Genomic DNA, 18430 nt, shown 5'->3' on the forward strand with positions numbered 1-18430 from the left:
CATGAACGACTGGACCAATCTCGCCGAGGCGGCCCGTCTCGGCGGCTGGGTGATCTATCCGCTGACCGTGCTGGCCATCGTCGCACTCGCCATTACGCTCGATCGGGCCTACGCGTTCTGGCGCTTTGCGCGGATGCCGGACCTCGCGGTTGCGGGCGGCAACGCGGCGCTTCATGGCGGCTTGCCGCAACGGCACGCCTTTAGCCGGATTGGCCGCCTGCTCGACGATTCCCACGCGCCGTTGTGGCGCATCGAAACGCGCGTCGAAGCCGCCGCCGCGCAGATCGAGCGCGATATGAGCCGCGGTCTGTGGCTGCTCGAAACCATCGTCACGGCGGCGCCGTTGCTGGGGCTGCTGGGCACGATCGTCGGCATGATGCATTCGTTCAAACTGATCGGCGGCGACGGCCTCGTCAATCCTTCGGGCGTGACAGGCGGCGTCGCACAGGCGCTGATCGCCACCGCAATCGGCCTCGTCATCGCGCTGGTCGCGCTGTTTGCATTCAACTTCTTTTCGCGCCGCATCGACCGGTTAATGGACGAACTCGAATCGTTCGCCAACGAAGCCCTCAGCGACCTGCGCCTCGTTAGCGAAAACGCCGGGCTGCCGTCATGAAACTGCGGCGCTCACGCCGCTCGAAACGCGGCCGCATCGAGATCATCCCCATGATCGACGTGATGTTCTTTCTGCTGGCGACTTTCATGCTGACTTCGCTGGCGATGCAACGTCTCGACGCGGTACGCATCGACCTGCCGCAAGGACACGCGCAACAACTTTCGCAGGACAAGCCGTTGACGCTTTCAGTGAATCAAGCCAATCAGGTGTTTATCAACCAGCAGGCCGTGCGGCTCGATCAGGTGACACCGATGATCGCGCGCCTGCTGCGCCCCGACGCCAACGTGGTGGTCGCCGCCGACGATCACGCCTCGCACGGTGTCGTCGTGCAGGCGATGCTGGCCGCGCGTGAGGCGGGGGCCGAGCACTTTCTGGTTGCCGTGCATCGTGAGTAATGGTGTGCAGCGGGGGGTGCAGCGCTTGCTGATGCTCGCTGACCGGGAGCGTGTGCGGTTCTCTGGCGCGGTTGTGTTGGCCGCGGTGGCGTGTCTGTGGTTGCTTGCGCGCTCGGTGGGTTGGCTGTCGGGCCATGAGATCGTGCCGCCGGCAGCGACGCCTGCGCCGAAGACGATCGAGATGCAGCTTGTCGAATTGCCAACGCCGGCTCCAGCACCCGCGCGCGTCGCGCCCTCCGCTCCACCCGCTCCAGCACAAGCGGCGTCGCCGCAGCGCACGCTAACTCACGCTGCGATCCAACTGCATGCACCGATGCAGCAGCGATCGTCAGTGCATGCCGCCCCGGCTTCGGTTCAACAGCCGCATGAAGAAACGCACTCGCCAATCGAACCGCCGGCACATGATCAGGCGCAAGCGTCGGCGGCCGTGGCGCAGGCCGCGTCGAGCGCCACCTCGACCACGTCGAACAACACGAGCCCCGCGCCACTTTCCACGGCCTCCGGCAGTACCCAGGCGCGCCTGCTTTCGCAACCCATGCCGGTCTTGCCCGACGATCTGCGCGAGCAGGGATATCAACTCACGGCCGTCGCACGCTTCAAGGTCCACGCAGACGGTACGTTCGACGTCGAGCTAGTCAGGCCGACGCAAAATCCGCGGCTCAACCAGATCCTGCTGGAGACCTTGCACCGCTGGCGCTTCTTTCCCGCCATGGAAAACGGTCATCCGGTTGAAAGCGACCAGGACGTGCGCGTGCATTTTTCGGTTAGCTAAGTTCCGCGACGTGGCTGCGCTTACATGCGGAAGTCCGCGGCCATGTCCTCGTCGCTACGGGCCTCGAGTTCACCGTTTCGGCAGGCTTTCATAAATGCATCGTAGTCCTTCTCAACCTGATCCGCGTAGCCCGACGAATATTCGCTCAGCGCCTCGCCGAACTGGTCGCCACGGCCGATATACGCGCTGATTTCGATAGCCTTGCCGCTCGCCTTTGCATGGGCTCGCGCCATGACCCAGCCGCATAGCTTGGCGTAACCGAGCAGCAAGTCGTTATCGAACAGTTCGATGTTCGCCGACAGTTTCATGTCGCGCAGTTGTCGAAAGTAAAAATGCCGGCCCGACGGACCAGTTGCCCAGCCGAGAAAAATGTCGCTAGCCGCCTGCAATACCCGTTGCCCGCGCACCACGCGTTCGCCATCATGATGCAGGCTCGCGCCCTTGAAATTCTGCGCGATGACCGACTGGCGCGCTTCCTTGATCTGCAGGAACAGCGGCTTGCCCATGTGATCCGTATTGAGCAGCACCAGACAGCGCGTGCCCACGCTGCCGACGCCGACCACCTTGAACACCAGGTCCTGCATCGAAAAATGACTGAGCAGTTCGCGCCGGTCGTGAGTCAGCGTTTTCAGATATTCGCCGTACATCGGCCCGATCAGCTTGCGCCAGTCGCCGAGTGTGAACCAGTCATCCTCGGTCTCGAACATCGTATTGGCACCATGCACGTGAAAGAGTCCAGGCGGCGCGTCGCGGATGATCAGCTTGTCGCCATCGTGTTCGCACATCTTGTCGAGCATGCTCTCCTGGGTACGTCCGGCCGCCTTCTCCATGCCGCGCCTGACCGTGCGGCGGCGCTCAGGCGTCAATGCCGTTTCCGCCATCCGTTCGAAGGTAATGCGTTCGTACCACAATTCGAGCGAGCCGCATTGCGAATACTGCATCATGCGGTCGCGGTATTCGCTCACCGCGGTCATCACCAGTTCGGTGGCAAAGCCCCGGCCGAGGCGCATGTGCCGCGCGGCGACCACGAGACTCGCTGTCAGCCGCTTGAGGTCCCATTCGAACGGGCCGAGCGCCACTTCGTCGAAGTCGTTCAGATCGAAGATGAGTTGCCGCTCGGGTGTCGCGAAGCCGCCGAAGTTCATCAGATGGCCGTCGCCGCAAATCGGCATCACGAGGCCCGTGTCGGCAACGCGGCTCAGATCGTGAGCCTGGATGATCGCACTGCCGCGAAAGAAAGTGAAAGGTGACACCGACATACGGCCGTAGCGTAACGGCACCAGCTTCTGAACACGCCCTTCGCTGCTCTCTTTGAGCAGATCGACAGGATTACGATGGATCTCGCCCAGCGCGCGATGGCTCGAGCGCTTCGAATGCTCGCGAGCCGCCCGGCCGATGGCTTCCCGCTCCGCGATGGTGCTGGCTTTCATGCTCTCTCCGTTTATGGTGACTCGCCGTAGCCGGCCTCGCGCCGCTACCGTGCCGACGCCGCCCACAGGCGGGCGCGCCGGATTGCACTATTCGTTGTTATTCGAAGACCACACTGCTGCGACGCTCGCTCGCGCCATCGCATTGCTGTATTAAATCCTGTGGTCGACGCGGGCGCAAGTGCCGCGACGCGGCCGCTGTCACGCGAGTGTCACCGGCACGCTCATCCATGCAAAGCTGCGAGATGATCGCTCGCAATGCTCGCTACCTGCTCAAAGGCGGCTCGCGGACGGCCGGCCAGCGGCGCGGCGCTAACCCGGCTGGTAAGAGTCAGCGGGTCAACGGGCTGATTGTTCAGGCGTACTTCGAAATGAAGATGCGGCCCGGTTGCGACGCCCGTCTGCCCGACCGCACCGAGCGGATCTCCGCGGCGAATTTGCGCGCCAACCCGCAAACCGCCGGCGAACGCCGACAGATGCGCATAGTAGGTGGTATAGCCGCCCGCGTGGCGCACGACCACATGCTTGCCGTAGCCGCTATCCACGCCGATGAACTGCACCGTTCCCGCCGCGGCGGCGACAACCGGCGTACCCTGCGCCGCCGTCAGATCCACGCCGGTATGAAACGCAGGTTCGCCGGTTACCGGATGAATGCGATAACCGAACGGCGAGCTGACGCGAACATAGTTCAACGGCATGGCGAAGGGCTCGGCGATGAGACGCTGGCCGTCGAACGAGTAATAGTCGCCCGCGTTCCGACCCGGTGCGGCAAACCACACCGCCCGATAGGTCCGGCCCGCGAGACGGATCTCGAGCGCCGTCACGCGCCTGTGCGGCGAACCTGCCGTGGTCCCTTCGGGGCTTTCATAGACGACGCGATAGTAGTCGCCAGCTTGCGCAGGCCGTGTAGCGTCCAGTTGCCCTTCGAGAATCTGCTTGAGTTGCGCCGCGAGGTCCTCAGGCAAGCCGACGGGCGTCCACGCCGCGCTTGAGCCAGCCTTGATCTGTCCGGCATAGGTGCCGGCGTCCGCCGTGGCCATGACCAACGGCGCGGCGCCTGAAAGCGCTGCATGCTCGCCACTGCTCACGACGCCGGCACTCGCAGGGCGGACGGCGGCGACCCGCCCAGACCATTCGTGCGGGCTTGAAGGCGCCTCAAGCGGCGCACAAAGAGAAGAGGCGGTCCGACACAACGCCACCAGCACCGACTCATTCAGCGGCAGCACGGTCACGGGGCGTCCCCGCAACGTGTCGCGCGCGAAAGGCTGCGTGTATGCGCCATCGGAGAAGACGTGCACGGCGGATAGCAGCGGCAGGTCGCTCGCGCCCGTCCGGCTCACAGCGTCGGGCAGCAGGGGTTGCGCGCCCAGCATGGCCCACTCCATTGCAAGTCCACTCGGACCGGCCGAGGCGGCCTGGCTGAGGGGTTTCGCCGCCACGCCGGAGACATCAGGCGTGGTCAACGCGGCAATCGCGCTGCTAAGCAAGGCCACACTGGCGACGACACCCCTCGGGGATTTGCGTTTGAGATGAGCCTGGCGGCTCGCATCAATGGGCGTGACCTGCTCGCGCGCGAGGATGTTACGTAGATACAGCCACATACGTAGAACTCTCGCAGTCGAATCAAGAAGGCTGCGGGCATGAGCGACCGTGCGACAAAACTTGGCAGCGGCGCAGGAAGATGGGAGACAACCTTCAGGAAGGCGATGACATCGGACTGCGTAGCCCGGCAACAGGAATACCCAGTGTACTGACAGCAACTAGTCGAAAAAATAGGACGATTCCTGTCTTGCTCGAACCCCTCCTATCTCGATTTAACGGCGTAGCCGGAGGTTCTACCGCACAGCAACCCAATGCGGCGACGCGTCGACCGGTTTGCAATTTTTCCGAAGACTTATTTTCACATCTAAATCACGTAATTTTTATTTCGGATTAATCCGATTGGGCGCCCTGGCGCGGGCAATTATTCTCGCCCACGCCTATAGATTGTTGGCAAAAGAAGCGAATCCAGATTTAACAAATAAACACAACCGCAGACAAGGATTTGCAAAAAATTAACGCCTTACTCACTCGCCAAATTCATGATGAAAATGAAGAAAATTTACACCGCCGCGACGATAATCGTTCTGGCGACCCTCTCGCAGGCGCATGCACAAACTGCCCCGCAGAATATCCAGCCCCAAGGCAGTGAATTTTCCGGTCCCTACGTAGGGTTCAAGCTCGGCGAGAATTTCTCCAGCGCCTCCGGTCACATTGCCCGCCCGGAACACAGCACCACGTTCCCCGGCCTGACCGCGGGATACGGATTTGACGTCGGACCACTGCTGCTCGGCGCCGAAGCATTCGCCGACCTGCACCATGGCTCGGTGACCTACAAGGATGCGGGGATCGACGCCAGGATTGGTGTACCCATGAATCATTTCATGCCGTATGCCCGCGTCGGCTTTACGGGCTCATGGCCGGAAACGCGTTTGCACGTTGGACTCGGCGTTGAGTACAAAGTACTCAAGCAGGTTGGTATTTCGGGAGAATGGACGACCGATACGTCCAACACGAGCGGCACTCGTCGGAAAAATGACAGTGTTACTGTTGGATTGAATTATCATTTTTGATTATTTATTTTTTTATGATGCCGGGTTGTGATTGATCGGCGAGGGGAAATGGCGCTTGCTTTTTTGGGGCAAGCGCCGGTTTTGGGTGGACTGTAGATTTGCTGATGAGTGACTTAATATCTATCAACATTCAGCGTGTATCGCCGGCATCACAAGTACCATCAGATAGAAAAATCAGAAAACGCCTGGCTTACTGTATTTCAAGCACGGCTTGCCCGAAGCGCGCCGCGCAAAGCACCAGCGCAAACTTGATATTTGACACCATATATCTTCTCCGTATGCTGTCCAGGTCCTGCAACACGCGAAACCAACCAATCCGGTCCACAGTTTTGCGTCCAGAAAAATGCCTGATCTTCGACGATGAGAATCAATCTACTTCAAGCTCAAATCACACGCGTCCTCATCGATCGACGCTTCCTAATCTTTGGAAGTAAAGAATAAACAACGACAGATATAATATAAACAAGCCACGTGCCCATCGCATGAACTATTATCTTATACAATCCAAGCTCAACAGACTCTCTGAAGCAAAAGAACGAAAAGAAAATTGTTGGCCATAAGCAAATGAAAAATATTGATCTTCCATTGAAAATCAAATAATCAAAACATAAGAATACGGAAACAAGCATTGGAGCACCAATAAAAATGAACAGCCATCCGCCCATCAAATATAGCGAGCCAATTCCTGTTGGCGCAATTATAAGTCCCTTTCCATATCCATAAATTTGCTCGGTAAAAAAATACGCCACAGTATCAAGGTATATGGGCTTTCCCGGCCACAATGCGCGAGGCACTATGGCATATGCCTGATTAAAAAAATAATCAAATCCAACAAAATGAATCCGCCTGTTATCAAATATCTCCGAAAGCGAATCCACCGGGAATACTGTGTCCTTTGTATAGGTCACAATCAATTCCAAGGCTCCGTTGCCAAAATCATTCCCATAACGAACCATAGCGAGAAAGGTAATAGCGGCCACACCACCAAGAAGATACATAGCCAATTGCTTTTCCCGCACAATTTTCATTGCGTAAGCAATCAGCAAAATAGGCATTACCGCAGCAATCAGATAATTTCTTTCACCTCCCAATGTAAGGAATAGAATAACTCCGTACACAATCGTCGCGATCAACGAAAAAATCATGCCGCGCAAGCCCGGTTTTCTGAAAAGGCGCAAAACAGCAATGGAAACGATGACGTAAGACAGAATAGTGAAAGCACCGGTATCCGTGTTTGATTCGAATCGAGAGCCATAATTGCCAACGGACAGCGTTATGCCTTTTGTTGCGGCGAGGCCCACGACACATCCAGTCGCGATGATGCCACCAACGACCATGTATACACGCCCTTTGAGTGAATTGGCGAGATCCGAAAGCAACTGGAGCCTATGTAGCACCGGGCGCAATCGAAAAGCCTTTTTTAAAAAAATTGAAATCAGTATGCTGGATACGAAAGTCACCGTCACATAAAAAAATCGAGATTCGAAATTGGATATTTCCATTCCGTATCAAGAACATAATTACAGATAACGTAGTATGGAACCCATAAAATACAGATTATGTAGAATGCTCCCACTCCAAAAAATGTAAACCCGGGATGGCTTCGCCACTCTTTGAAAAATAGGACAGTGAATATTGTACAGATAATAAATAACAGAATAATCATGATACGTACACGAAACCTTTCGCCGCGACAGGCGAGCAGTTCGTGCTCGACAGCGAAACCTAAGCACGAACCTCGGTAGAAAAATTAAAGCACCCGGGCGGCGGATCCAAACTTATAACGAAAAACAAGTGAGGCAGACTTCACTCGTTCGCGGGTACCGTCATCCAGATTTCCGGAATGTCTGCTCAACTGCGCCCGGGCATAAGCCAGGCTTTTCCCAACATCAACGCGAATTTGCTATTGGTCACAAAATAACGTCTAAACATTCTTTTAGGTTCCTGAAACACGCGAAAAAGCCATTCCAGTCCCGACCTTTGCATCCATGGAGGAGCGCGCCGAACCTTACCCGCCACAACATCGAATGTACCGCCGACACCCATGACAAAATCGACGCCGAGTTCTGATTTCCAGCGATTAATGAAGTTCTCTTTCTTCGGCGACGTAATCGCAACAAACAGCATCCGGGCCCCCGAAGCTCGGATATCGTTCACGACCGCTTGCTCATCGTCCCAAAAATAACCGTGATGATAGCCAGCCACTTCTAAATCGGGATACCTACTTACGCATCTCGCCGCAGCGCATTCGACAACCTCATTCGTCGCGCCCAGAAAATAAACCGGGAAGCTACGCGTAGACGCCTCCTGCAACAGACGATCAAACAGGTCGACGCCAGCCACGCGCTCCTGGACTTTCTTCCCCAGAACCCGTGCCCCCCAAACGACACCCATCCCATCAATGTTAATCATGTCGCAAGCGCGGATGGATGCGGCGAGCTCATGGTCTGTCTGCATATTCACGAGTTTTGCAACGTTCACTACGACGTGCTGCGTGAACTGCTTTTCGAAAACCCGCGTGGAAATGAAGCCAACCGTTTCGTCCATCGACGCCACATCCATCGGACAACCAAATAATTCGATGCGTTTCATACTGAATCAATGAATTTTATCCTGAACCCGCATTAGCGGTGCGCGACAGATACGGGACCGTACAACAGAACGATGGGACCAGGATCTTTTTGTTTCCATCCTCCTGGGATGTAAAGCCCCATTTTCAAATATGAAACGTTATCACCTGGATATGCGTTTTCCACTCCCCTAGATGCATATACTGAAGTCCCATCCTTCCACAATTGCGTTGACGCGTGGTCTCCAGTCGCATCGGGAACATAGCGTAAAGCCCAATGAACCCATTTCCCCTGATCTGCAGTCGCACAACAAATGCTGAATACCGTTCCCTGGTCGGACTGGCTACCACTGTGTTCCGCAAATGTGTAATTGCCGCCGGTAATCGTAAGCATGATTGGCGGAGAGCCACTAGCTGGTCCCTGATGGATCTGAGTAATGATCTGACTGGAATCGAACGCATACGCTGATGGAATATATGTACTCCACCTGACGAGGTAGTCGGTCCCCTGTGCAAATCTGACAGATTCGGGAAAAACCAACTCGGCTCGCGGCAATCCATTGGCAACCTGAGAGAAATTTTCGTTCTTCGCAATACTCACCTGCAAAGCCTTGCGTTCGCTCACGACTGGGTCGTTCACGACCGTAATGTCTCCAGGATTGGCACGCTGAAGAATCATCGCTGGATCAATTCCGTCCTGCCAATCAACTTGGTACATCGAATCAAAGGTGCTTTCCAGAGCACTCATGCTAGGGTCAGTCCAGCGCACCGTTAATTGCTGAGCGCTCGACAGACCACAGAAGGCTAAAAGCATCGCTCCGAGTACCGATTCCAACCACCGCCTTATACAGTCACTCACCTTTTACCTCGCGATAACACTGAATATACCGATGAACAATAGCTTCTGAAGAAAATAACTTTCTGGCCCGATCCCGGCCGGCCGTCCCCAGGCTTGCGGCAAGCATCGGATTCTCAATCAGAGTCCGAATATAAGCTGCAAGCGCTTCGTGATCGTTGGCGGGAACCAGATATCCCGTCACACCCTCCTCCACCAAGTCCAGAAATCCGCCGAGCCGCGTACCAATAACAGGTACACCGGAAAACATGGCCTCAAGCGTCGCAATCCCGAAAGATTCGTAATGACTCGGCATGCAGAATATCTGCGCATTTCGATAGAACGCGAGTTTTTCGTCTCCGTCGATCCATCCTAAAAACATCACACAATCATCAATTCCATACTCGCGCGCAACTTGTTGCCAGTGGCCAATATCGCCTCCTCCAGCTAACTTCAATTGCACGAGGCACCCTTGCTTCCTGAGAAGCCCGACTGCCTTCATCAGCTCTCTAATTCCCTTTGCTTCCGTGAGGCGCCCTGCAAAAGCGATATAAGGAGCGACATCGCCCTCGGGCGACCGTGCGACTTCTCGACTCGCAACAGCCTCTACGAGGCTTGCTGTATTACCTATGATGTGGAGAGTAACTTCGTCTCCCCCTAGACGATGCACTTCCTTGCCAATTGCCGTGGACACAGCCACCGTGGCGTCTGAATTGCGCACAAACCATGAAACCGCGCGTCGAGTCACTTTTCCGGCACGTGATTCAAAGAGATCGAAATTTCCTGCATGGAGATGAAAAATTGTTTTCTTACCGCTCAATCTCGCGATCAGACACAAAACAAACTTGCGATAGAACGAACCACGCACGGAGACATGAAAATGAACAATATCCACTCGTCGCATCATCGTCACCACGAAACGCGGCAGATCAAACAGGGCAAAACCAAACAGATGTTTCTTACGTTGAAATCCGTGCGTCTCAAAGAATGAAAACGAGATAGCGTCTCGCTGAAATCGGTCTTTTAGAGTGGCAAGTTCGCAAAGAACCGACGCAATGCCGCCTCGCTGCCCCCATCCCGGCCCGACATGAAGTACCTGTATCGAGGAACGAGCGGAAGATTGGATCGACACGCTATCAATAAAGTCGGCCATGCTTTCCCTCGCATCGGCTGGTGAGATATTTGTATATGCACCTACGTCGAACATGTCCCTGACTCATCGTTTCATAAGTAGCGAAAAATACGTACGCAATTGCGGTTCGCGGACAATCAAAATGACGTAGACCACCAGAATCAAAGCCTCGGCGATCAGGAACGACGTAGCGGCACCTTGCGCACCGGCACCCGGAATAAATCTGAAAGCCAGCACGATGTTCAGGCAACCCGCCGACAACATGACGAGGGAGCGCTTGCGGCTCTGTCCGAACGGCACGAGCACCTGAAGCCCGAGGAAATAAGCAAGATTGCCGAACAGCGTCGAAAAACACAGGACGAGCAGCACGGACGAGGCGCCATGAAAATCGTTGCCGAGAATCAGTCTGGTCAACGGCCCGGATAGTAGGAAGAACACCCCCACGCTGCCGATGGAAGTCACTACAGTTGCAATGGCACCGATCACCGTGAGTTTGGCGGCCGCCCGCTTATGTTCCTTGAAGAGCCTCGAGATGCGTGGGTAGAGCACGGCGCTGATCTGGGCCGGCACGAGATTTCCGACCGTCTTGATCTTGTCGGCAGCAGCGTAGATACCCACCTGATACGGGCCGGCAAGCGATGCCAAGATAATCGCGTTCGCCGCACCGAACAGTGTCACAGAAGCGGTGGCGACGAACATGTCCGCACCATGCGCGAGCCTGTGGCAGATAGAGCGCCAGCAAAGATCCGGTCTTTTCAATAATCCTAAACGCCAGGCGACACCGATGGATAGAAATGCGCCGACGGCGGGTCCTGCAGCCTGAATGGTCGCCGCGATGGCCACGTCGTCGGGGCCGTGCACTAGCAGAAACGTCAACGGTAACGTGACCAGGCGGTTCGCGAACACCATTACGGCGATCACGTAGAATCGCTCCAGGCCCTGAAACAACCAATACAACGTGAAGACGTTGGCAATAACTGCCAGCCAGGACAGCAGGACCACCGCTCTCGAAGACGCAAGATGCCGATCAAAGTGCATCAACGCTAACAAGGCGACGAACGACATCAGACAGAGGCCTACCTTCGCACCTGCGATTGACCAGATCAGCTCATTGAGCGCACAGGGATGGTCGCGGCAATCGACGACCGCTTTCGGTCCGCTCAGGTTAAAGCCCCATTCCGTGAACAGTGTTCCGTATGCGGCAATCGCCATCGCATAGGCCAGAATACCGAAGTGAGTCGGACCGAGCACGCGCGTTAGGTAAGGAAACGTGGCGAACGATGCCAGGTAATTGCCCACGAACGTTACGATCATCACGAAGACATTTCGCCCAAGGCGTGAGCGTCCTCGTGATTCGCGTCCATCCTGTTCGATGTTTCGCGGTGCGACGGAACCGTTCATACGGTGCTCCGCTTAAGCACCGTACGCGTCTCTGTGACACTTCGCGCTTTCACCCGCTTATCCATGCGACAGCAAGCCGCGCGTATCGATCACCACCTTCGCCTGCAGCCGAACCGGGTCGACCCGCTTGAACTGCGCGTGATCGACCAGAATCACCACCACATCGGCTTCAGAGAGCGCTTCGTTCAGTTCGTAAAGACGCACTTTCCCGTCGAGCGAGTCTGGCAACTTCCTGATGTTCGGCTCAACCACTACCACCTGCCCAGCAAAGCGCTCCGAGAGTTCGTGCGCGATTTCGAGCGCTGGGCTTTCACGCAAATCGTCGATATTCGCTTTGAACGCCAGACCTAGACATGCGATCACCGGCTCACGAAAACGTTTCGCTGCGCGCTCGACCCGATCCATCACATAGCGCGGCTTGTCGTCATTGACCGTACGTGCTGTGCGAATCAAACGTGCCTGCTCAGGTGCTGAATCCACAATGAACCACGGGTCCACCGCGATGCAATGCCCGCCCACGCCCGGCCCCGGTTGCAAAATGCTCACGCGTGGATGGCGATTGGCCAGGCGAATCAACTCCCACACGTTGATATCGAGCTGATCGCAGATTAACGACAGTTCGTTCGCGAATGCGATGTTCACGTCGCGGAATGAGTTTTCGGTGAGCTTGCACATCTCAGCCGTGCGCGCGTCGGTAAGAATGCAGTCGCCTTGCACAAAATTTTTATACAGCTCCCGAGCTTGATCGCTGCAACGCGGTGTCATGCCGCCGATCACCCGATCATTCTCTACCAGTTCGCGAATCACATGCCCCGGCAAGACGCGCTCCGGACAATGCGCCACGCGAATGTCCGATTCCTCGCCCCGCTGCTGCGGAAAGGTAAGGTCCGGACGTAGCTCAGCCATCCAGTTCGCCATTTTTTCGGTAGCGCCTACAGGTGAAGTCGATTCAAGCACGACAAGATCGCCCTTCTTCAGCACAGGCGCAATCGCCCGGCTAGCGGATTCGATATAACTAAGGTCCGGCTTGAATCCGTCGCTGAACGGCGTCGGCACAGCTATAAGAAATGCATCCGCAGGCTCGGGCGTCAGCGTTGCGCGCAGGTAGCCCTGTGTAACCGCCGCGTGAACCAGCATATCGAGCTCCGGCTCGACTATATGAATTGAACCTCTGTTGATAGTGTCAACCGCATGCGGATTGGTATCGACGCCAATCACCTGCTTGCGTCGCGCAGCAAACGCCGCCGCGGTGGGCAAGCCAATGTAGCCGAGTCCGACGACCGAAATGACATTGAAATCCATGACATGTTGCCTTTAATCGTGTTGTTGAATGTGCTGTTGAACAAGATCGATTTGCGAGTGCATACCGGCAGGCGCCGGCTTATGAGGTCGCCGTAAGTATGTTGACGATGCGCTCGGATGCTCGGCCATCGCCATAAGGATTGACGCCGCGACTCATCGCGTCATATGCAATCGGGTCGTCCAGCAGGCGCAGCACGCCGCTTACAATGGCTTCGGTGTCAGTGCCAACCAGCTTCACGACGCCGACGTCAACTGCTTCCTGACGCTCAGTGGTCTCGCGCATGACCAGCACAGGCTTGCCAAGTGACGGCGCCTCCTCCTGCACGCCACCTGAATCGGTCAAGATCACGTGCGCACGATCCATCAGCAAAACAAACGGCAGATAGTCGAGTGGTTCGATCAGATGGATATTTGGAATGTCGGTGAGCAAGCGATTCACCGGGCCGCGCACTGCGGGATTCAGATGAACCGGATAGACCACCTCGAGTTCGGGGCGCTCGCGTGCAATCCGCGCCAGCGCGGCGCAAATTCGTTCGAAGCCGTCGCCAAAGCTTTCGCGCCGATGCCCGGTGACGAGCAGCATACGGTGCGACGGCTTCATAGGCGGCAGACACCGCTCAGCAGCGGCGCGCAGTTCGGCGTTCTCCGCGAGCATTCCACGCACCTGCAGCAGCGCGTCGATCACGGTATTGCCTGTCACTGCGATTTGCGCATCGGGCGTGCCTTCCGCCAGCAAGTTCTGACGTGCCCTTTCGGTCGGCGCAAAATGCAGTGTGGCCAGTGCGCCGGTCAGTTTGCGATTGGCCTCCTCGGGCCAAGGCGATAACAAATTTCCGGTACGCAGGCCCGCTTCAACGTGCCCAACCGGGATGCGTTGATAGAACGCAGCGAGACTCGCCGCCATGGTCGTAGTGGTATCGCCGTGCACCAGCACAAGATCCGGCCGGCAGTCGCTTAGCACATCGCGCATGCCAAGCATGATGGCGCTCGTCAGACCATAGAGATCCTGTCCTTGTTTCATCACGTTCAGGTCGAAATGCGGCCGAATCTGAAACAGGTCCAGCACCTGATCCAACATCTCCCTATGTTGACCGGTCACGCAGACGAAGCAGTCAATCCCGTCAGTCTCTTTGAGCTTTTTGACAAGCGACACCATTTTGATGGCTTCGGGTCGAGTCCCAAAGGCAAGCAGTATTCGTTTATTCATTGAGGTACGAAGGCAAGAAGGATCCACACCTTCCGATGCCAAGGTTGGCGGCAGGTTGGCTTTTTCCATCTGATGTAGTAAGCGGTGCTGTGATGAGCGGGAATCGATTAATCGACACCAGTCCATCACCGACCTCTCTTCACGCGTAGCGCATCGCCGATACGTCGGAACAGACCGCGCTTTTGCGGCGTGACGCCGTAGTCGTAGCTCGTATACCGATAGTCACCGTGTTTGCTGCCATATGCATAGCGCGCCGATCGCACCGGCAGGCCGTTCAGGACTACTCCGGTCGGCTTCGCCCCGCCCGCCCGCAGCCGCTTGATCGATTCGTTCAGATCGCCGATACGGGTTTCGCCCGCGCGCGCCACCAGCAATACCGTGCCGGCGTGTTTGCCAAGCACCGCTGCATCGTCGACAGCCAGCATCGGGGGCGCATCGATCAGCACATAATCGTAGTTGTCACGCAGCATCTCGACCAACCGACCGGTGCGCTCCGACAGCAGCAATTCCGCAGGATTCGGCGCCGTCGTACCGGCCGCAACAAAGTCGAGGCGTGGCTGCGCGATCCGTTGCACGGTCTGGTGATCGGCCTCTTTGCCCGCAATTAAATCGGATAGTCCCGGCATGCGCCCAACGCCAAAATACTGATTCAGATAACCGCGGCGCAGATCACCGTCGATTATCACCACCCGTTTTCCCGTCGATGCCAGCACGCCACCGAGATTGGCGGTCACGAACGATTTGCCCACACCAGGCGCTGCCCCCGTAACCAGCACGACCTTGCTCAGATCGCTCAGCATGGAAAACTGCAGGGCTGTGCGCAGACTGCGCAGACTTTCGACCGCCTGATCCTGCGGCGCTTCCGTAGCAAGCAGTTGTACGTGACCCGGCCGGTCGGCCAACCGTTTGTGAAGTTCCTTTTGAGCAATCGACATCGGAATGGACGCGAAGACGCCCAACCCGGTGCCCCGTTCAATCTCATCGGCAGTGGTTACGCCAGCAAACAGCAATTCGCGCACGAATGCGAACACGAGGCCCAGCACCAGCCCGACCACGGTTGCGCCAGCAATCACGACCGGACGGTTCGGTTTTACGGGCTGATCCGCCACAATTGGGCTGTCGATCAGGCGCACACTTCCCACCTTGCCGGCCTTGACGAGCTGCAGTTGCTGCGAGTTGTTCAGAAGTGCCGTATAAAGATCCGTGTCGACCTTGACGTCGAGCGTCAATTCGGCTGCATCCCGCTCGATATCCGGCAATCGTCGTAAAGATCCTTCCATCACGTCTTGCTGCTGGCGCAGAATGCCGATCTGCCTGTCGAGCGCGACGATGTCCGGATGTTCATCGTTGAAGCGTGTAGCGAGTTCAGCGCGCTTTTGCTGCAGCATCAGCAATTGCGTTTTCGCATCCGCGCCTTGCTGAAGCGCGAGCTTCGCTTCCTCCGAAAGATCGACCGTGCCGCGCTGGTTGCGCATCGTCGTGTAGCGCTGCTCTGCATCTCGAAGTTGCTTCAGGAGCACCGGCAACTGCGTGTTGAGAAATGAAAGCGACTGGGCTGCGTCGGCGGACTTGCGCTCGATGTTCTGGCGCACGTATTGGTTCCCGACTTCCTGCAATGTACGGCTGACCTTCTCGGAATCACCGTCGGTCAGCGTCGCGACGATCACGCCCGACTGCTTGACCTTCTCCTGGACGTCGAGATTGCTCTGCAGAGTGGCGATCGTGTCAACGCGCGAGTTACGGATCAGCTTAAACCGGGTTCCGGGTTGTGCATTGAACGACGTTACCTGGAGGACAATGGGACCGTAACCGGTACTGAAGGTCGATGCGACGCCTACCTGGCCGTGTACTGGTTGATCAAGATCGGAACCGGAGAGTCGATAGCGGCCATCCGCTTCCATTGTCAGCGAGAACTTGTCGCCTTCGATCTCCTTGGGCACATCAAAGCGCGCAACGTCCACACTTTCTTGCCCCCAGGCATAGCCGCCGATTCCCAGCACGCCCGGCCGCGTGATGCCCGTGTTGAAACGCGACACGAATTCGCCCACAAGCGGAAAGCGCTTCGGCGATGCATCGATGTAGAGCCGCAATGCATCGACCGAACGCGCGACAACCAGGCGCGAGGTAATAATCTGCGCCTCGGCCGCAGCCGACGATTTGACGTCGAACAGTGACGACACCGTACCCAGCAGGCTGCTCGCCGCTGCATCAGGGCTGTCCTCCACCTGTACAAGAATGTCCGCCTGATATTGCGGATGCGAAAGAAATGCCCACGTTACGCCAAGTAAGGCGAATACTGCCGTGATCAACAGGATCGACCAGCGGTTCGACACGATCGTGTCGATGACGGTGACGAGATCGAGCTCGTCCTGTGTATCGGGGCGGTCCCCAGCGGCAGATGACATGGCAAATTAGTGACAAAAAAAGACCGGCGTGCGGCGTGCACATTCCGGAGTTAGCGGGCGGACAAATCGGCCGCGGGCCCTGCGTGTTCGTGGGTGTCGTTGATGCAGGGGTTCTGCGTTGCTGTCGCGTTACAGTGCCCCTCTCAGGACGCCAGACGACTTATTACATCGAGCCAGCGCGAAACTCCTCGTTCGATCTGCGCCACGGATGTATCGAAGGTGGCACGATCCTGCCGGTACGGATCGACTACATCGAGGTCGTCGCAGAGACGATAGACGCGTCCTCTCGCGAATGGGTACGCCGTCTCGATGTACTCGCGCTGTGCCTGTGTCATCGTCAAGACAAGCTGCGCTTCGCGAACGACTTGCAGGTTCAACGCCATCGCACTGTGTCCGCGCAGATCGATTCCGCGCACATCCATTAACTCGACAGCGACAGGGTCTGCGCCATGCCCCAGCAACGCACCCGTTCCTGCGGAAACCACCGTCGCACGCGGCAACTCACGCGCAAACAGCGCGCGCGCGATTGGGCTACGGCAGATGTTGCCTTCGCAGATGATGAGGAGGTTGTCGATCACTTGGCCACCACTCCCGCAGTCAAACCAGCGTTAATCAGCGGCATCAGCAAGCTCAAAACACGGTTGAAGCGCACCAGACCGCTGCCGTCGACATAGACCACATCTTTCGGCTGCAGATCGAACTCTTTGGCGATCAACATGGCCACCGGAGAGCGACCGTCGAGGTGAAACACCTGCGGCGTGCCGTTTAGCGAGCCACGAATCACGAACATCTGAGCGGCGTCGGCCGTGCTCGAATTAACGCTGCCTGCTTGCGACAGCGCGTCAGCAAGCGTGATGCGACCGGTTCGGCGGGGGATGGCCGACACCGGTTTGTTGACCTCGCCCATCACGTACACGTCGTTCTCGTCGCGCGGCACCACACGCAGCAAATCGCCCGCCTTAAGATACAGGCGCGACGGACTCACCCCTTGAGCAAGCATTTCCGTCAGGTTGACCGGATGAGATACGCCGTTGCGCACCAGCACGAGATTGCTCTGGTCGGCCGTGTCGCTAAAGCCGCCGGCCCGGCTGACTGCTTCATACAGCGTCATCGGCACGTCGTTCACTGCGAGTACGCCGGGGCTATGCACCTCGCCGTCCACGTACACCTCGTGCGCACGGTACGAAGACATGCGCACCGTCACCTGCGGCTTAACAAAGTATTTCGCCAACGCTGCCGTCAAACGGCGTTGTACCTCGTCGGTACGCAGACCGGCCACGGCTATCGTGCCGGCATACGGGAAGGAAAGGTTGCCGCTTTGATCGACCACGAAGCCAGCCATAGGATCGCCCGGGTGCGACGAAGACTGTGTCTGCGATGTGCCGAGCGCCGCAGCAAACTCGGGGTGGTCCCAGACGACAATCTGCAATACATCGCCGGCACCGATCGTGTACGCCTGCGGCGCCTCCGACAACAGCTGGGCCTGTTGCAATTGCCGCTGTGCTTTCGATTCGAGCATGCGTTTGAGCAGCGTGCCGTCGATTTCGGTCACCGGAATCTCCGGTGTACTTTGCGTGGCATTGGTCGAGGCTGCAACTGTCGTTGCGCCGCCGGTTTGCGCGGTGGCCGCCGCGGCGTTGCCGCTGACTGGCGAAGTGTCCATGCGCATGCCCGGCGCGACTGCGCAGGCGGACAGCAGCGTCGCGATTGCTGCCATCAAGAGCCCTTGACGACCAATGGCCCGGGTATGGGTCACA

At 57.2% G+C, this 18430-nt stretch carries 16 protein-coding genes; 4 read left to right on the forward strand and 12 right to left on the reverse strand.

The annotated features are described in order from the left end of the window. The first annotated feature begins 1 nt into the window (after nucleotide 1). The 3 genes from FQ755_RS30780 to FQ755_RS30790 are packed head-to-tail and all read left to right on the forward strand — an operon-like array spanning nucleotide 2 to nucleotide 1783. Entirely contained in the window at nucleotides 2-616 is a 615-nt protein-coding gene (locus FQ755_RS30780; protein WP_144160026.1) for a MotA/TolQ/ExbB proton channel family protein, read from the forward strand. Next, entirely contained in the window at nucleotides 613-1011 is a 399-nt protein-coding gene (locus FQ755_RS30785) for an ExbD/TolR family protein (protein WP_144160029.1), read from the forward strand. The genes FQ755_RS30780 and FQ755_RS30785 overlap by 4 nt, the downstream gene beginning before the upstream one ends. Next, entirely contained in the window at nucleotides 1004-1783 is a 780-nt protein-coding gene (locus FQ755_RS30790; RefSeq protein ID WP_144160032.1) for an energy transducer TonB, read from the forward strand. Before FQ755_RS30785 ends, FQ755_RS30790 begins: the two co-directional genes overlap by 8 nt. Before the next feature lie 20 nt (nucleotides 1784-1803). On the opposite strand, the gene FQ755_RS30795 is transcribed toward FQ755_RS30790, so the two are convergent. Then, nucleotides 1804-3213: a DUF2252 domain-containing protein gene (locus FQ755_RS30795; protein ID WP_144160035.1), complete on the reverse strand. Its 1410-nt coding sequence runs from the start codon at nucleotides 3211-3213 to the stop codon at nucleotides 1804-1806. A gap of 221 nt (nucleotides 3214-3434) precedes the next feature. Then, nucleotides 3435-4811 (reverse strand): M23 family metallopeptidase, encoded by a 1377-nt coding sequence (locus FQ755_RS30800; RefSeq protein ID WP_144160038.1) that lies wholly within the window; start codon nucleotides 4809-4811, stop codon nucleotides 3435-3437. 480 nt (nucleotides 4812-5291) lie between these two features. On the opposite strand from FQ755_RS30800, the gene FQ755_RS30805 reads away from it, so the two are divergent. Beyond that, entirely contained in the window at nucleotides 5292-5822 is a 531-nt protein-coding gene (locus FQ755_RS30805; RefSeq protein WP_144160041.1) for an outer membrane protein, read from the forward strand. 383 nt (nucleotides 5823-6205) lie between these two features. On the opposite strand, the gene FQ755_RS30810 is transcribed toward FQ755_RS30805, so the two are convergent. The 10 genes from FQ755_RS30810 to FQ755_RS30855 form a co-directional block, all read right to left on the reverse strand. Continuing rightward, entirely contained in the window at nucleotides 6206-7324 is a 1119-nt protein-coding gene (locus FQ755_RS30810; protein WP_144160044.1) for a WzyE family oligosaccharide polymerase, read from the reverse strand. A 349-nt stretch (nucleotides 7325-7673) separates the two neighbouring features. After that, nucleotides 7674-8414: a WecB/TagA/CpsF family glycosyltransferase gene (locus FQ755_RS30815; RefSeq protein WP_144160047.1), complete on the reverse strand. Its 741-nt coding sequence runs from the start codon at nucleotides 8412-8414 to the stop codon at nucleotides 7674-7676. A 32-nt stretch (nucleotides 8415-8446) separates the two neighbouring features. After that, a complete protein-coding gene (locus tag FQ755_RS30820) occupies nucleotides 8447-9139 on the reverse strand; it encodes a heparin lyase I family protein (protein ID WP_144160050.1) in 693 nt (230 codons plus the stop codon). Between the two features lie 103 nt (nucleotides 9140-9242). Next, nucleotides 9243-10433, reverse strand: coding sequence for a glycosyltransferase family 4 protein (locus FQ755_RS30825; RefSeq protein WP_260858937.1), 1191 nt, complete (start codon nucleotides 10431-10433; stop codon nucleotides 9243-9245). 9 nt (nucleotides 10434-10442) lie between these two features. Further along, nucleotides 10443-11759 (reverse strand): flippase, encoded by a 1317-nt coding sequence (locus FQ755_RS30830; RefSeq protein WP_144160053.1) that lies wholly within the window; start codon nucleotides 11757-11759, stop codon nucleotides 10443-10445. 57 nt (nucleotides 11760-11816) lie between these two features. Continuing rightward, nucleotides 11817-13061, reverse strand: coding sequence for a UDP-N-acetyl-D-mannosamine dehydrogenase (gene wecC / locus FQ755_RS30835; protein WP_144160056.1), 1245 nt, complete (start codon nucleotides 13059-13061; stop codon nucleotides 11817-11819). A 79-nt stretch (nucleotides 13062-13140) separates the two neighbouring features. Continuing rightward, a complete protein-coding gene (gene wecB, locus FQ755_RS30840) occupies nucleotides 13141-14268 on the reverse strand; it encodes a non-hydrolyzing UDP-N-acetylglucosamine 2-epimerase (protein WP_144160450.1) in 1128 nt (375 codons plus the stop codon). A 125-nt stretch (nucleotides 14269-14393) separates the two neighbouring features. Next, nucleotides 14394-16673 (reverse strand): polysaccharide biosynthesis tyrosine autokinase, encoded by a 2280-nt coding sequence (locus FQ755_RS30845; RefSeq protein ID WP_144160059.1) that lies wholly within the window; start codon nucleotides 16671-16673, stop codon nucleotides 14394-14396. Between the two features lie 143 nt (nucleotides 16674-16816). Further along, complete coding sequence (locus FQ755_RS30850) at nucleotides 16817-17251, reverse strand: low molecular weight phosphotyrosine protein phosphatase (protein ID WP_144160062.1); 435 nt, start codon at nucleotides 17249-17251, stop codon at nucleotides 16817-16819. Beyond that, nucleotides 17248-18390, reverse strand: coding sequence for a polysaccharide biosynthesis/export family protein (locus FQ755_RS30855; RefSeq protein ID WP_144160065.1), 1143 nt, complete (start codon nucleotides 18388-18390; stop codon nucleotides 17248-17250). The genes FQ755_RS30850 and FQ755_RS30855 overlap by 4 nt, the downstream gene beginning before the upstream one ends. Nucleotides 18391-18430: the final 40 nt, after the last annotated feature.

It is taken from the genome of Paraburkholderia sp. BCC1885 (assembly GCF_900996235.1).
Lineage (GTDB): Bacteria > Pseudomonadota > Gammaproteobacteria > Burkholderiales > Burkholderiaceae > Paraburkholderia.